This is a genomic window from Mesorhizobium sp. WSM4809, assembly GCF_055811655.1.
Genome location: NZ_JBVVQW010000006.1, coordinates 121162 through 136474 on the forward strand (window position 1 = coordinate 121162; position 15313 = coordinate 136474).

Consider the following 15313-nt stretch of genomic DNA (forward strand, 5'->3'; position numbering starts at 1 on the left):
TCACCTACGGGGCCCCGCCCCGCCACTGCTGAGGCCGGCCCCCCACGGGGGGGCGGTTTTTCAAAAACCGCCCTCCACCCAAACAACGCCGCCCGGCCCTCAAACCCACGGCCCGCGGGTAAACCGGGGGCCCCTTCTTGCGTTTCCTGGATGCCCTACCCATCTGCGCCCGGCGCATCAGGCCTTTTCCTGCCGGGAAAAACCGATTAGACAGCGCCCAAACAAGATGCGGACAGATTCCGCCCGCAACCGAAGGAAAAGCCCTTGTCCACCACGTTCGACAAAGTCGCCAAGATCATTGCCGACACCAGCGAGATCGATATCGACACCATCACGCCCGAGAGCCATACGATCGACGACCTCGGCATCGACAGCCTCGATTTCCTCGACATCGTCTTCGCCATCGACAAGGAATTCGGCATCAAGGTGCCGCTGGAAAAGTGGACCCAGGAGGTCAATGACGGCAAGGCTTCGACCGACGATTACTTCGTCATGAAGAACCTGTGCGCCAAGATCGACGCGCTGGTTGCCGCCAAAACCGCCTGACATCGGTTGAGCGCGCGATCTTGACGCGCTCTGCCGCCTGACCCACAAAGCCGCCCATGAGCAGCCCCCGCGACGTCGTCATCACTGGTATCGGCCTTGTCTCCTCGCTGGGGGAAGGTCCGGACGCCCATTGGCAGAAGCTCGCGCAGCCGGGCCTGGAACCGGTGCTCGAAGCGGCGCGCTTTGCACCCTATACCGTTCATCCATTGCCGGAGATCGACTGGAACCTGCAGATCGCCAAACGTGGCGATCAGCGCCAGATGGAAACCTGGCAGAGGCTCGGCACCTATGCCGCAGGCCTGGCGCTGGACGACGCCGGCATCAAGGGCAATGACGAACTCTGCACGACCATGGACATGGTCGTGGCCGCGGGCGGCGGCGAACGCGACGAGGCGGTCGATGCCGCCATTCTCGCCGCTTCGCAAAGCCGCAACGACCGCGATGTGCTGATCAACGAGAAATTGACCACCGAATTGCGGCCGACACTGTTCCTGGCGCAGCTTTCCAATCTGCTCGCCGGCAACATCTCCATCGTCCACAAGGTGACCGGTTCATCCAGAACCTTCATGGGCGAGGAAGGTGCCGGCGTCGCCGCCGTCGAGACAGCAGCCGCGCGCATCCGCTCCGGCCAGTCGACGCACATCCTGGTCGGCGGCGCCTTCCAGACCGAACATTCCGACATGCTGCTCGGCTATGAACTCGCCGGCTATCTGCATCGCGGCCCGTGGAGGCCGGTCTGGCAAAGACAGGGCGCTGAGGGCGGCGGCGTCGTGACTGGATCCGGCGGTGCCTTCCTGGTGCTGGAGCAGCGCGAACACGCGATGAGCCGCGGCCGCAAGATCTATGCCGAGCTTGGGCCGGTCGTCTCCGGCCGCGCCAGGCGCCCACGGGGAGAACTCGACGCCCAGATCGCCGCCCTGCTCAAGCAGGCTGCAATGCCGAACGGCAAATTGCTGGCCATGTCGGGCGCGTCGGGCGCCCATAGGGCAACCATCGCCGAGAAAGCCGCGCTCGATGCCAATCCGGCGATTGCCGCGCGCGGTTTCTCGACGCTGACCGGACACATGAAGGAAGCACAGTTTCCCTTCGCTGTGGCACTGGCGGCGCTGGCCGTCGATCGCAAGGCCGCCTACCCTGTTTTTGATGCCGCAGCCGAGAAGCCGTTCGAAGGGGTTCCCGCAACCGTCCTTGCAACGGCGATCGGCTATCACCAATTCGAGGGCATGGCGCTCGTCAACGCCGCCTGAGGCGGTGGTCCACGATCCATGCCGCAACGATAAACGATCGAGGGCTACCGCATGGCCAATCTGAACGATCATATGGGCAGGCCGATCGTTGCCGTCACCGGCATCGGCGTGGTGACCTCGCTTGGCGTCGGCAAGGCCGATAATTGGGCGGCGCTGACCTCGGGCAAGTCGGGCATCCACCCGATTACCCGTTTTCCGGTCGATCATCTCAACACCCGCATCTCCGGCATGGTCGACTTCCTGCCGTCGAGCTCGAAGGGCTCCAGCCATCTCACCTATGAACTGGCGGAAACCGCCGCGCGTGAGGCCGTGGCCGAGTCCGGCCTCGATTCCGGTGATTTTGGTGGTCCTCTCTTCCTCGCTTCACCGCCGGTCGAACTCGACTGGCACGACCGCTTCGCGCTCTACAATTCCAATGATTTGGACTCCGGCGGCGAACGGCTGCTGCGGGTGGCGCGCGGATTGAAAGAACTCGACTTTTTCGAGACCACGCAGTTCGGCTCGATCGCCGGCCGGCTTGCCGACCGTTTCGGCACCCGCGGGCTGCCGATCACGCTGTCGACCGCCTGCGCTTCCGGCGCCACCGCCATCCAGCTCGGCGTCGAGGCGATCCGCCGCGGCGAATGCGACCGCGCGCTGTCGATCGGCGCCGACGGTTCGGCGACCGCCGAGGCGCTGATCCGCTTTTCGCTGCTGTCAGCGCTGTCGACCCACAACGACATTCCCGAAAAGGCGTCAAAACCTTTCTCCAAGGACCGCGACGGCTTTGTCCTCGCCGAGGGTTCGGGCGCGCTGGTGCTGGAATCACTGGAAACCGCACTCGCGCGCGGCGCCACGATTCTTGGCATCCTGCGCGGCTGCGGCGAAAAGGCGGACGATTTCCACCGCACCCGCTCGAAGCCGGACGCTTCGCCGGCGATCGCGGCGGTTCGTGCTGTGCTAGCCGATGCCGGCTTGAGCCAGGACGAGATCGACTACGTTAACGCCCACGGCACCTCGACGCCGGAAAACGACAAGATGGAGCATCTGTCGCTGTCGACGGTGTTCGGCGAGCGGATCGGCTCGATGCCGGTCTCGTCGAACAAATCGATGATCGGCCACACGCTGTCGGCGGCGGGCGCCGTCGAGGCGGCGTTCTCACTGATGACGATGCGCGAAAGCGTCATTCCACCGACCATCAACTATGACAATCCCGACCCCGCGATCGTGCTCGACGTGGTGCCGAACAAGAAGCGCAATGCCGAGGTCCGCACCGTGCTGTCGAACTCCTTCGGCTTCGGCGGCCAGAACACTTGCCTTGTCATGGCGCGGGAACCGGTCTAAGCGACCTTTTTCAGCCAGACCGAAACCGACAGGCCCAATGCGCGCATTGCAACTTATCGAGGACCGCCGTCTTGAAACGGTGGACCTGCCGCCTCCCCCACCGCCGGCACTTGGCGAAGTCACGCTGCGCATCAAGGCGGTGGCGCTGAACCATATCGACGTCTGGGGCTGGCGCGGCATGGCCTTCGCCAAGCGCAAGCTGCCGCTGGTCGTCGGCGCCGAAGCCTCGGGCGAGGTCGAGGCGGTAGGCTCCGGCGTTTCCAGCCTGCTGCCCGGACAATTGGTATCGATCTACGGCGCGCGCACCTGCGGCCTCTGCCGAGCCTGCCGCGAAGGCCACGACAACCTCTGTGAACATGTTTCGGGTGTGCACGGTTTCCATCTCGACGGTTTCGCGCAAGAGAAGATCAACCTGCCGGCTCGCCTGCTGGTCCCTGCCCCGCCCGGCGTGACCGACATCGGCGCGGCGGTCGCGCCCGTCACCTTCGGCACGGTCGAGCACATGCTGTTCGACAACGCCAGGCTACAGCCCGGCGAGACGATCCTTATCCATGCCGGCGGATCCGGCATCGGCTCGGCAGCCATCCAGCTGGCCAAACGGATGGGCTGCACCATCATCACCACGGTCGGCTCCAACGACAAGATCGACAAAGCCAAGGCGCTCGGCGCCGACCATGTCATCAACTACCGCGACGACCGTTTCGAGGGCGTCGTGCGCAAGCTGACCAAGAAGAAGGGCGTCGATGTCGTCTTCGAACATGTCGGCGCCGACACTTTTGCCGCCTCGATGCTGTGCCTGAAGCGTGGCGGCCGCCTGGTGACCTGCGGTTCGACTTCCGGCGTGTCGACGCAGATCAACCTCATGCAGCTGTTCCAGCAGCAATTGAAACTGCTTGGCTCGTTTGGCTGCCGCATGGAAAACATGGCCAACGCCATGCAGAAAATGGCGGCGGGACAGGTCGCACCCGTCATCGACACCGAAGTCGGCTTCGACGGTATCGACGCCGCGCTGAAGCGCATGGAAGGCCGCGACGTTTTCGGCAAGATCATCCTGCGCGTCGGCTAGAGCCTTGACCTCTGTGTTCAAGAAGTTCCGCCGGGATCTAAAATTTCGCTACGGCAGGCAACTGCGCCAGCTCAATTACTGGCTGGTGGCGCGCGCCGCAATGATGATCATCTCGGTCCTGCGCCTGCTGCCGGCCGACAGTGCGTTGAATTTCGCCGACCGCGCCGCACGCATGGTCGGCCCCCGGGTGGGACGCCATCAGGTCGCCGTCGACAATCTGCGCAAGGCCTATCCGGAAAAGGGCGAAGCCGAGATCCAGGCGATCGCCTCCGACATGTGGGGCAACATGGCCCGTCTTGCCGCGGAATACATCTTTCTCGACGCCCTCTTCGACTATGACCCTACAGCGATCAAGCCCGGCCGCATCGAGGTCAAAGGAGCGGACCACTTCCTCGAAATCGCCAGCGAAGTGAAGCCGCACATCGTCTTTACCGGCCATCTCGGCAATTTCGAACTTCTGCCGGTGGCGGCGGCGACCTTCGGCATGAACATCACGGCGCTGTTTCGCCCACCCAACAATCCTTATCTTGCCGACTACATCCTCTCGACGCGCCGCTCGACCATGGGCTCGTTGCTGCCATCGATGGCCGGTGCCTCATTCGCCTTGGCCGGGGTCCTGGAGAACGGCGGCAACATCGGCATCCTTGTCGACCAGAAATTCTCCAACGGACTGGAGACGACATTCTTCGGCCGTCCGTGCCAGAGCAATCGGGTGCTGGCCACCCTTGCCCGTCACTATGACTGCGACGTCTATCCGGCTCGCTGCATCAGGCTGCCAGGCAACCGCTTCCGGCTCGAAATCGAGGACAAGCTGACATTGCCGCGCACGGCTGACGGCAGCGTCGATGTCCACGCCACCACCCAGCGTCTCAACGATGTCGTCGAACGCTGGGTGCGAGAAGATCCCGGCCAGTGGATGTGGTTCCACAAAAGGTGGGAGATCAGCGGCGGGCGTCGAAAGCGGCCCTCGCAGGCAAAAGCGGTCCCGAACGCTTAAACAGAACTGCTGGCGAGGGTGTTAGCCCTGCGCCAGCCGACAACAGCGAACCTGAATCTCTTCAGTTGGTGACGACAATGCGCGTATTGCCGAAACCGGCTTGCCGAACCATCGCATAGAAGGCGGCGGCATTGGTCGGGTGCAAGCGCACACAGCCATGCGATGCCGGGCGCCCGAGCTGCCTCACCGCGCCGGTGCCGTGAATGGCATAGCCGCCGCGGAAGAACACCGAATGAGGCATTGGCGACATGTCGTATTTGCGCGAATACCACATCCGCGCCGTCCGTTGCGGCCGATAGCTGCCGCGCGGCGTAATGTAACCTTTGCGCGCGGTGGAGACGCTCCACCGGTAAACCGACGCGCCATATCTGACGGTCATCGTCTGCGAAGACACGTCAATATTTGCAACGAGGCTGGCTGCCCAGCCCTGCCCCGAAGCACCGAACAGCATCGCAACAAACACGGCTGCCATGAGAACTGTCTTTTTCATGCGATCAAACCCCTTTGATTGCCCCTAACCTGCCTGCCCTCAAATTGTCTCTCATCTTTTTAATGGCAGATGAACGGGCTAACACACACACCTTGACCAATTCGCCAATCCAAAGCAGCGAATTTGAACGATTTCCCGCAATAGTTGCCGCAACGACACGCCGCACAGGCTCGATCACCAACGGGCTTGCAAAACCGCCGAGATCGCTGCTCAACTCTGGGCATGAACGAGCGACTCCTCCGGGCAATCGATGACAGGCGCGACGATGTCGTCGCGCTGACCACTGAGCTGATCCGTTTTCCGACCATCAATCCACCCGGCGAGGCCTATCGGCCATGCGCCGAATATCTCGGCGCGCGGCTGAAGAAGAGTGGTTTCGAGACCGAATTCATCCGCGCCGAAGGCACGCCCGGCGACACCGACCGCTACCCGCGCGTCAATGTCGTTGCCCGTTTCGACGGAAGATCGTCAGGCGCCTGCGTCCACTTCAACTCGCATATCGACGTGGTCGAAGCCGGCGACGGCTGGACCGTCGATCCTTTTGCCGGCGTCGTCAAAGACGGCAAGGTCTATGGTCGCGGCGCCTGCGACATGAAGGGCGGACTGGCCGCCTCGATCATCGCAGCCGAAGCCTTCCTGGAAGTCTTCCCCGACTTTCCCGGCGTCATCGAAATATCCGGCACCGTCGACGAGGAGTCCGGCGGCTTCGGCGGCGTCGCCCATCTGGCCAGACTCGGCTATTTCTCAAAACCCAGGGTCGACCACGTCATCATTCCCGAGCCGCTCAACAAGGACCGCATCTGCCTCGGGCATCGCGGCGTCTGGTGGGCGGAGATCGAGACCAAGGGCGAGATCGCGCACGGCTCGATGCCGTTTCTCGGCGACAATGCGGTGCGCCACATGGGCGCCGTGCTGAGGGCTTTCGAGGACGAGCTGTTCCCTGCGCTTGACCGTAAGATGACGCGCATGCCGGTCGTGCCCGAAGGGGCAAAACGCTCGACCATGAACATCAATTCGATCCATGGCGGCCAGACCGAGGACTTCCGGCCCGGCCTGCCGTCGCCCAACGTGCCCGACTCCTGCCGGCTGACCATCGACCGTCGTTTCCTGCTGGAGGAAGATCTCGACACCGTCAAAGGCGAAGTGACCGGTATTCTCGACCGGCTAAAGCGCGAGCGGACAAAATTCGACTACGAAATCCGCGACCTGATGGAAGTGCTGCCGCTGATGACCGAGCGCGACGCCCCGGTGGTCAAAGCGGTTGCGCAAGGCATCATGGCGATCTTCGACCGCGAACCCGACTACGTCATCTCGCCCGGCACCTACGACCAGAAGCACATTGCGCGCATCGGCCATATCTATGATTGCATCGCCTATGGGCCGGGCATTCTCGACCTCGCCCACCGGCCGGACGAATGGGTCGGGATATCGGACATGGTAGAATCGGCCAAGGTGATGGCGATAGGGCTCAACGTGCTGCTGCGCGGCACAGCCGCGGGGTAAGGCGCACCGCGACAAGCTTCGACCTGCCGATGCGGTGGCCAGGACAAAACATTCCCGGCCACGCCAACGGGCAGAACGAAACGCAATTTACTCCGCGGCGAAATCACGCTTCTATCGCCCGGGTTCGAGCACGTGTCTGAAACGCATGGGGAGTCGCACGATGAAACTGTGGAAAACCATCCTGGCGGCCGCGGTGCTGTCGCTGGCCGCCGGCGCTTCCGCGTTTGCCGCGCGGACCGACCTGGTCATCGGCATTCCGCTCGAACCCCCGCATCTCGATCCGACCGCAGGTGCCGCCGCGGCAATCGACGAGGTTCTATATGCCAATGTGTTCGAGGGCCTGACACGCATCGGGCCCAATGGCGAGGTGCTGCCGGATCTGGCCGAAAGCTGGACCATTTCCGATGATGGAAAGGTCTACACCTTCAAGCTGCACACCGGCGTGAAATTCCATGACGGCACCGACTTCGATGCCGGCGACGTGAAATTCTCGCTCGATCGAGCCCGCGCCGAAAATTCGGTCAACGCGCAAAAGGGCCTATTCGCGGCCATCGATACGATAGACGTCGTCGATCCGGCGACCGTCAAAGTGACGCTGAAGAACCCGCAGGGATCCTTCCTCTACAATATGGGCTGGGGTGACGCGGTGATCGTGGCGCCGGAATCGGCAGAGACCAACAAGGAGAAACCGATCGGCACCGGCCCGTTCAAGTTCCAGAGCTGGGCCAAGGGATCGTCGATCACGCTGGTCAAATCGGACAATTACTGGGGCACGCCGGCGTCCCTCGACAAGGCCGAATTCCGCATCGTGCCCGATGCCGCGGCCTATGTGCCGGCCCTGCTTTCCGGCGACATCCAGGCTTTCCCGTTCTTCGATGCCGACAGCCTCGCGCAGGTCAAGGACGATCCGCGCTTCAAGGTGGTGATCGGCTCGACCGAGGGTGAGACCATCCTGTCGATCAACAACAAGAAGCCTCCTTTCGACAAGTTGCAGGTGAGGCAGGCGATCTCCTACGCGCTCGATCGCAAGGCGATCATCGACGGCGCCTCGGCCGGCCTCGGCCAGCCGATCGGCTCGCACATGTCGCCGGCCAGCAAGGATTATGTCGACCTCACCGGCCGCTACCAGCATGATGTCGCCAAGGCCAAGGAATTGCTGAAAGAGGCAGGCCTCGAAAACGGCTTCAAGGCGACGCTGAAACTGCCGCCGCCCGCCTATGCCCGCCTCGGTGGCGAAATCATAGCCTCACAACTTCGCGACGTCGGCATCGATCTGGAGATCATCCCGGTCGAATGGGCGCAGTGGCTGGATCAGGTGTTCACCAAGAAGGATTACGACCTGACCATCGTCTCCCACACCGAGCCCAACGACATCGATATCTATTCGCGCAAGGACTATTACTTCAACTACGACAACCCGGCCTTCGACAAGGTGATTGCCGATCTCGGCGTCACCTCCGACGAAGCCAAGCGCAAGGAATTGCTGGGGCAGGCACAGAAGATCCTGGCGGACGATGCCGTGGTCGGCTTCCTCTACGAACTGCCCAAGGTCGGCGTCTGGGACGCCAAGCTGCAAGGCCTGTGGGAAAACGCCCCGATCCAGGCCAATGATTTGACCAAGGTGAAGTGGAGCGAGTGATCCCCCACCTTCCATGACCGCCTACCTCCTAAAACGCTTCGCCGTCGCGCTCGCCACGCTGGTGCTGGCTTCCATGGTGGTGTTCGCCGTCCTGGAGATCCTGCCCGGCGATCCGGCGCGGCTAATGCTGGGCCTGAACGCCAGTGCCGATCAGGTCGAGCTGCTGCGCAACCAGATGGGCCTCAACGCCCCGCTGGCCTTGCGCTACCTGCAATGGGCCGGCGGCCTGCTCAGCCTCGATTTCGGCCGCTCCTACACCTATTCGGTGCCGGTCATCGACCTGGTGCGCGAGCGGCTTGCCGTCTCGCTGCCGCTGGCGCTGATTGCGCTTGCGCTCTCCACCATCATCGCGATTCCCGTTGGCCTGTTTTCCGCCAGCCGGCGTGGACGCGCCGGTGACACGATTTCGATGGGCGCCGCACAGCTTGGCGTCGCCGTGCCCAATTTCTGGTTCGCACTGATGCTGATCTATGTCTTCGCCGTCTGGCTGCGGCTGGTCCCGGCCGGTGGCTTTCCCGGCTGGAGTGCCGGCATCTGGCCAGCCTTGAAATCGCTGCTGCTGCCGGCGGTCGCACTTGCCTTGCCGCAAGCCGCGATCCTGGCGCGCGTTACCCGCTCGGCGCTGATCGAGGTCCTCAACGAGGACTATATCCGCACCGCCCGCGCCAAGGGCCTGCCCTATCGCGCAGTCTTGTGGCGGCATGCACTGCGCAACGCCATGATCCCGGTGTTGACCATTCTGGGCCTGCAATTCGCCTTCCTGCTTGCCGGCACCATCATCATCGAGAATGTGTTTTATCTGCCCGGCCTCGGCCGGCTGGTGTTCCAGGCCATCACGCAGCGCGATCTGATCGTGGTCGAAAGCGTCGTCATGCTGCTGGTCGCGGCCGTCATCGCCGTCAACCTCCTCGTCGACCTTTCCTATGCGGTGGTCGATCCGCGCCTGAGAAGCCGGCAATGACACTGCACATCGACATCCCAGAGGAGACGTTCGGCAGCATCCTGGGCAAGGCATTCAGGAATACCGCCTTCGTGGCCGGTTTCGTCATTACCCTCATGATCCTGGCAATGGCTGTAGTCTCATATGCCTGGACGCCCTACGACGTCACCAAACTGGTGATATCGGACAAGACGCAGGCACCCTCGCTGGCGCACTGGTTCGGCACCGACCATTTCGGCCGCGACATTCTGTCGATGGTCATGGTCGGCGCCCGCAATTCGATTGCCGTGGCGCTGGTCGCGGTCGGCATCGGCATGGGGGTCGGCGTGCCGCTCGGCGCCTTTGCGGCGGCACGCGGCGGCCTCGTCGACGAGGCACTGATGCGGCTGAACGACCTCGTCTTCGCCTTCCCGGCTTTGCTGTCGGCGATCATGATCACCGCCATCTTCGGGCCGGGCGCGATCAACGCCATCATCGCCATCGGCATCTTCAACATCCCGGTCTTTGCCCGTGTCGCCCGGGCCGGCGCGCTGGCGATCTGGCCGCGCGAGTTCATTCTCGCCGCACGCGCCGCCGGCAAGAGCAGCGCGCAAATCACAATCGAACATGTGCTGCCCAACATCGCCACGCTGCTCCTGGTGCAAGGCACCATCCAGTTCGCGCTGGGCATCCTGGCCGAGGCCGGGCTTTCCTATCTGGGCCTGGGCACGCAACCGCCAATGCCGAGCTGGGGCCGCATGCTGTTCGACGCGCAGACCCGCATGGTGGTGGCGCCATGGATGGCGATCTTTCCGGGCATGGCCATCGTTGTCGCCGTGCTGGGGCTGAACCTCCTGGGCGACGGCATCGCCGACATCCTCGATCCGAAATCGCGGCGGCAGCGATGAGCCTGCTCGACATCGAGAACCTGTCGCTGACCATCGGTGACACGCAGATCCTTAAAAGTATGGAGCTTTCCGTCGCGCCCGGCGAGGTGATGGGCCTGGTCGGCGAATCCGGTTCGGGCAAGTCGATGACTGCGCTGACGGTGATGCAGCTTCTGCCCCATGCCGCGCGGGCCACCGGACGCGTCACATTCGACGGCATCGACATCCTCACGGCGAGCGAGGATCAAATGTGCGCGCTGCGCGGCGACGACATCGGCATGGTCTTCCAGGAGCCGATGACGGCGCTCAATCCGGTCAAGACCATCGGCGAACAGGTTGCCGAAGGCATACGCTGGCACACCAAGGCCAGCCGCGCCGAGGCCGAAGACCGGGCGCGAAAAATGCTCGACCGCGTCGGCTTGCCCTCGGCGAAATTCCCTATGTCGCGCTATCCTCATGAACTGTCCGGCGGCCAGCGCCAGCGCGTCGTCATCGCCATCGCCTGCGCGCTGAAGCCGAAGCTGCTGGTCGCCGACGAGCCGACGACGGCGCTCGACGTGGTGCTGCAGGCGCAGATCCTCGACCTCTTGCGCGACCTCGTCGCCGAGAGCCGCATGGGCCTGCTCCTGATCTCGCACGACCTCGCCGTGGTGACCGAGATGGCGGACCGCATCACTATCCTGCGCCGCGGCGAGGTTATGGAAGCCGGCGACACTGCGCGCACGCTGTCCGAACAGCTCCATCCCTACACGCGCCAGCTGGCGCAGGCCTCGATGCATGTGCCGGCGCGCGCCAGGCTGCATGACATCGAGACGAGCCGACCTTTGCTTCAGGTCGAAAGCGTGACACGCGACTATCCCGGACGGCGCACCTCATTGTTCAAACGCGCGCCTGGCATCCGCGCCGTCGACGATGTCTCGCTGTCGATGGCGCCGGGTCAGTCAGTGGCGCTGGTCGGCAGATCCGGCTGCGGCAAGTCAACCCTCGCCCGCATGATCCTGGCGCTGGATCGGCCAAGCTCGGGTACGATCCGGTTTCGCGGCGAGACCGTCACCGGCAAGAGCGAAGCCGAGCTGAAGCCGGCTCGCCGTGACATGCAGGTCGTTTTCCAGGATCCCTACGGATCCTTCGACCCGCGTCAGAAGGTCGAAAAACTGGTCGCCGAACCCCTGCATGTGCTGGAGAAGAAGCCGACGCGCACCGAGCGCCGCGAAATGGTGGCGCATGCGCTGCACGAAGTCGGCCTCGGCATCAGCGACATGGACAAATACCCGCATGAATTTTCCGGCGGCCAGCGCCAGCGCCTGTCGATCGCCCGCGCCATCATCACCCGCCCCAAGCTGGTCGTCGCCGACGAGCCGGTCTCGGCGCTCGACGTCTCGATCCGCGCCCAGATCCTTGATTTGTTCGCCGAGCTCAACCAGAAGCTCGGCATCGCCTATCTCTTCATCACCCATGACCTGACCGTCGCCCGCGCCATTACGGACGAGGTGCTGGTCATGCATGACGGCAAGATCGTCGAGCGCGGCAAGACGAACGCGGTGCTCGACCACCCGCAATCCGAGGCGGCCAAGGCGCTTGTCACCGCCGCCCCTGATTTGCACCGGGCGATCGCGACGCGGCTGCGAGAGCAAGGCTGATCAGGAGAGAAGGCGTCCAATCACTCCTGCGGCTTCACCACATCGACCGGGCTGATGTCGAGCAGGTCGAGCGTGCGGCGCAGAAGGCGCATCTCGCTCTCGGCAAGTTGCGAATCCGCCTTGGCGATCTCCGCCATATGTTTGGCCAATTGCCGGCGCCGCTCGACATCGAGGTCGCGGAACAGTGCAATCGCCTGCGAGCCGTTGGTCTCGTAGCCGAACTCGTTGAGATATTCGATGACGCTGTCGATACTGCTTTCCGCAATGCCGAAGGCGTCCTTGCAGATGCGCCGGAAGACAACCATCTCGCTCTCGCTGACAGACCCGTCGGCCAGGATCATGCGAAACAACATCAGCAGTTCCGCCGACAGGACCGGATCGTCCGCCACCTTGCGCACACCCGGGTCGCCGTCGAATATCTGACGTATCTGGTCCAGCAATGCGAATGCCATCAGGAGCCTCTTTCCGGGTTAACCACACAAATATAAATCCAAGCGCGATGCGCTTGGATAGAGGTAGCGCGGAATCGACCTTGCGCAAACAGGGCGGCCGTGGTCGAACGCCCGATATTTCAGCCGGCCGGACACCGCCATACATCAGATGATCGACCTTAGCATCCAGACCGTCGCCATGCTCGCCTTCGCCGCCTTTGCCGCGGGCTTTGTCGATTCGATCGCCGGCGGCGGCGGGCTGATCACCGTGCCGGCGCTGCTGCTTGCCGGCTTCACGCCGGTCCAGGCGCTCGCCACCAACAAACTGCAAGGCATGTTCGGCTCGGGCTCGGCGACCATCCACTACGCATCGAAGGGTCATGTGGACCTCCGCCGGCAATTGCCGTCGGCGCTTCTGGCCCTTGTCGGAAGCGCCATCGGCGCCTTGCTGGCGACGATCGTGCCGGGTGACATTCTGCGGGCTGCCCTGCCCATCGTGCTGATCGCCATCGCGCTCTACTTCGCGTTCAAGCCCAACATGAACGACATCGATCGCGCCGAGCGGCTGTCGCCCTTCCTATTCGGACTGATCCTGGTACCCGCGATCGGCTTCTACGATGGCCTGTTTGGACCGGGCGCAGGCTCCTTCTACATGCTGGCCTTCGTGGCGCTTGCCGGCTATGGCGTGCTCAAGGCGACGGCGCATACCAAGCTGCTCAACTTCGCCTCCAACATCGGCGGCTTCATCGTCTTCGCGGCCTTCGGCGTCGTCTACTGGAAGATCGGCCTGATGATGGGCGTTGCCCAGTTCATCGGCGCCCGCGTCGGCGCCAGCCTGGCCATGCGCATCGGCGCGAAACTGATCAAGCCGCTGCTGGTGATCGTGTGCCTGGCGCTTGCTGTGAAGCTGCTGGCCGACCCGGCGAACCCGCTGCGCGCCCTGATTGGTGTGTGATCACGCGCCCTGATAGAATGCCGCTGTTCGAATCATGTAGGAGGAGCCACACATGAATCTTAGCGCACCTACGCAGATCGTTTTTATCATTTCCGTTGTTATCGCCATCATCGGCGCACTCGCCGCGCTTGGCGTTCTTGCGTTCATTCCACTCGCATCGGTGTGGATTGTTCTTATTGCTTTCATCGTGCTTGCCGGCGGCTGCTTGATGCGCGGCGCCTGACCATTTCCCTTGAAGGGGGGACGAGGAGCGCCGGGCAAAACGCGGGGCGCTTTTGATTCCGGCCCCGGGTCTGCTAGATTTGACGTGGCGCAAGGATGGCCGATGCCAGTCGAGATGCAACCCCAGCAAGAGCAGGACCGGTCCGTCGCCGGGCGGTTCGAGATGCGCCGGCGCCTGCCCGATCCTCGACTTCAGGGCATTGTGTCGGACATTTGCGGCTATCGCGAAATGACGCCCGGCCATATGCGCAACGTCGAATACGCGTCCCTCACCGTGCCGCTGGTCATCAACTTCGCTGAACCCTTCGCTATCGGCCTCGGCAAGGCGCCCGGCGACAATGACCGCTTCGCCAGTTTCGCCGCCGGCCTCTTTGCCGGACCGGTGGTGATCGAATCCTTCGGCGGCGCCTGCTGCGTCCAGGTCAACTTCACGCCGCTTGGCGCACGCCGTTTCTTCCGCCTGCCGATGAGCGAACTGGCCGACAGCATGGTCGTCCTCGACGACGTGCTTGGCGCGCAAGGCTTGGCGCTGCGTGAAAAGCTTGGCAACGCGCCGGACTGGACGACGCGTTTCGACATGGCCGAAGCCTTCGTCACCGCCCGTCTCGAGAATGCCGCCGAGACGCCGCTTGAAATCGCCTGGGCCTATGACCGCATCATCGCATCCGGCGGCCGGACCCGCATTGGATCGATCGCCGAAAGGCTGGGCTGGAGCCGCAAGCATCTCGCCGGCAGTTTTTCCAACGCCATCGGCATCGGCCCCAAGACGCTGTCGCGCATCGTCCGCTTCAACCGGGCGCTCGGCCTGTCGAGACAACCGACCGTCGACTGGGCCGGCATCGCCGCCGATTGCGGCTATGCCGACCAGGCGCATCTGGTGCGCGAGTTTCGCGACCTCGCCGGCGAAACGCCGACCGCGCTCTCTGTCAGGTAACATTTCTTCAAGACCCTGGAACGGCCTTCGAGCAGGGTGGCTTATCGAGCAACCCAAGCGAAGGAGGTTCCCATGCCAACCACCACTGAAGCGCCCCGCATCTACCCCGCTTTGCGCTACAAGAACGCGGCAAGAATGATCGACTGGCTGGGCGAGGCTTTCGGCTTCAGCGTCCGTGCCCGCTATGGCGAAGGCGATGTCGTACACCATGCCGAACTGGTCTTCGGCTCCTCGCTGATCATGCTGGGCTCGGTGCGCGACGACGACTACGGCAAGATGGTCGGCGAACCCGGCTCAGGCGGCGGCAAGTCGATCTACATTGCCGTCGACGATGCCGATGCCGCCTATGCCAAGGCCAGGAACGCCGGCGCCACGATCATCCAGGAATTGACCAACCGCGACTATGGCAGCCGCGAGTTCATCTGCCGCGACCCGGAAGGCAACGTCTGGTCCTTCGGCACCTACTGGCCGAAGGCGGGCGAAAAGGCCTGAGCCAACCTCGGGCGCTCTGCGA

At 63.4% G+C, this 15313-nt stretch carries 16 protein-coding genes; 14 read left to right on the forward strand and 2 right to left on the reverse strand.

Annotated elements, in window-relative coordinates; genetic code table 11:
- Nucleotides 1-264 precede the first annotated feature (264 nt).
- Genes AC0L24_RS17155 through AC0L24_RS17175 form a run of 5 tightly spaced genes read left to right on the forward strand, consistent with a single transcriptional unit; the run spans nt 265 to nt 5179 of the window.
- Nucleotides 265-546 (forward strand): acyl carrier protein, encoded by a 282-nt coding sequence (locus AC0L24_RS17155; RefSeq protein ID WP_010909964.1) that lies wholly within the window; start codon nt 265-267, stop codon nt 544-546.
- Between the two features lie 56 nt (nt 547-602).
- Complete coding sequence (locus tag AC0L24_RS17160) at nt 603-1793, forward strand: beta-ketoacyl-ACP synthase (protein WP_473563997.1); 1191 nt, start codon at nt 603-605, stop codon at nt 1791-1793.
- 51 nt (nt 1794-1844) lie between these two features.
- Nucleotides 1845-3116, forward strand: coding sequence for a beta-ketoacyl-ACP synthase (locus tag AC0L24_RS17165; protein ID WP_027039033.1), 1272 nt, complete (start codon nt 1845-1847; stop codon nt 3114-3116).
- Between the two features lie 37 nt (nt 3117-3153).
- Entirely contained in the window at nt 3154-4182 is a 1029-nt protein-coding gene (locus tag AC0L24_RS17170) for a zinc-binding dehydrogenase (RefSeq protein WP_127398721.1), read from the forward strand.
- Between the two features lie 13 nt (nt 4183-4195).
- Entirely contained in the window at nt 4196-5179 is a 984-nt protein-coding gene (locus AC0L24_RS17175; protein WP_164873981.1) for a lipid A biosynthesis lauroyl acyltransferase, read from the forward strand.
- Between the two features lie 61 nt (nt 5180-5240).
- Here AC0L24_RS17175 and AC0L24_RS17180 read toward each other — a convergent pair whose 3' ends face one another.
- Nucleotides 5241-5669 carry a L,D-transpeptidase gene (locus AC0L24_RS17180; RefSeq protein ID WP_023812266.1) on the reverse strand — a complete coding sequence of 143 codons (429 nt, stop codon included), beginning with the start codon at nt 5667-5669 and terminating at the stop codon, nt 5241-5243.
- A gap of 222 nt (nt 5670-5891) precedes the next feature.
- On the opposite strand from AC0L24_RS17180, the gene AC0L24_RS17185 reads away from it, so the two are divergent.
- From AC0L24_RS17185 to AC0L24_RS17205, 5 genes are all read left to right on the forward strand, one after another.
- On the forward strand, nt 5892-7172 hold the full coding sequence (locus AC0L24_RS17185) for an acetylornithine deacetylase/succinyl-diaminopimelate desuccinylase family protein (RefSeq protein ID WP_127810225.1): 1281 nt from the start codon (nt 5892-5894) through the stop codon (nt 7170-7172).
- A gap of 160 nt (nt 7173-7332) precedes the next feature.
- Entirely contained in the window at nt 7333-8811 is a 1479-nt protein-coding gene (locus AC0L24_RS17190) for an ABC transporter substrate-binding protein (RefSeq protein ID WP_127810224.1), read from the forward strand.
- A gap of 13 nt (nt 8812-8824) precedes the next feature.
- The gene (locus tag AC0L24_RS17195; protein WP_127269831.1) at nt 8825-9772 is read left to right on the forward strand and encodes an ABC transporter permease; all 948 of its coding nucleotides are present in this window, start codon (nt 8825-8827) and stop codon (nt 9770-9772) included.
- Nucleotides 9769-10638 carry an ABC transporter permease gene (locus tag AC0L24_RS17200; RefSeq protein WP_127810223.1) on the forward strand — a complete coding sequence of 290 codons (870 nt, stop codon included), beginning with the start codon at nt 9769-9771 and terminating at the stop codon, nt 10636-10638. Before AC0L24_RS17195 ends, AC0L24_RS17200 begins: the two co-directional genes overlap by 4 nt.
- Nucleotides 10635-12257 carry an ABC transporter ATP-binding protein gene (locus AC0L24_RS17205; protein ID WP_127810222.1) on the forward strand — a complete coding sequence of 541 codons (1623 nt, stop codon included), beginning with the start codon at nt 10635-10637 and terminating at the stop codon, nt 12255-12257. The genes AC0L24_RS17200 and AC0L24_RS17205 overlap by 4 nt, the downstream gene beginning before the upstream one ends.
- Before the next feature lie 20 nt (nt 12258-12277).
- Here the strand turns inward: AC0L24_RS17205 and AC0L24_RS17210 are convergent, their stop codons facing one another.
- Nucleotides 12278-12709 (reverse strand): TerB family tellurite resistance protein, encoded by a 432-nt coding sequence (locus AC0L24_RS17210; RefSeq protein ID WP_127268808.1) that lies wholly within the window; start codon nt 12707-12709, stop codon nt 12278-12280.
- 148 nt (nt 12710-12857) lie between these two features.
- Here AC0L24_RS17210 and AC0L24_RS17215 point away from each other — a divergent pair, with 148 nt between their 5' ends.
- From AC0L24_RS17215 to AC0L24_RS17230, 4 genes are all read left to right on the forward strand, one after another.
- On the forward strand, nt 12858-13643 hold the full coding sequence (locus AC0L24_RS17215; RefSeq protein ID WP_127268807.1) for a TSUP family transporter: 786 nt from the start codon (nt 12858-12860) through the stop codon (nt 13641-13643).
- Between the two features lie 52 nt (nt 13644-13695).
- Entirely contained in the window at nt 13696-13866 is a 171-nt protein-coding gene (locus tag AC0L24_RS17220; RefSeq protein ID WP_127268806.1) for a hypothetical protein, read from the forward strand.
- A gap of 102 nt (nt 13867-13968) precedes the next feature.
- Entirely contained in the window at nt 13969-14799 is an 831-nt protein-coding gene (locus AC0L24_RS17225) for a helix-turn-helix domain-containing protein (RefSeq protein ID WP_127810220.1), read from the forward strand.
- A 72-nt stretch (nt 14800-14871) separates the two neighbouring features.
- Complete coding sequence (locus AC0L24_RS17230) at nt 14872-15291, forward strand: VOC family protein (protein ID WP_127810219.1); 420 nt, start codon at nt 14872-14874, stop codon at nt 15289-15291.
- Nucleotides 15292-15313: the final 22 nt, after the last annotated feature.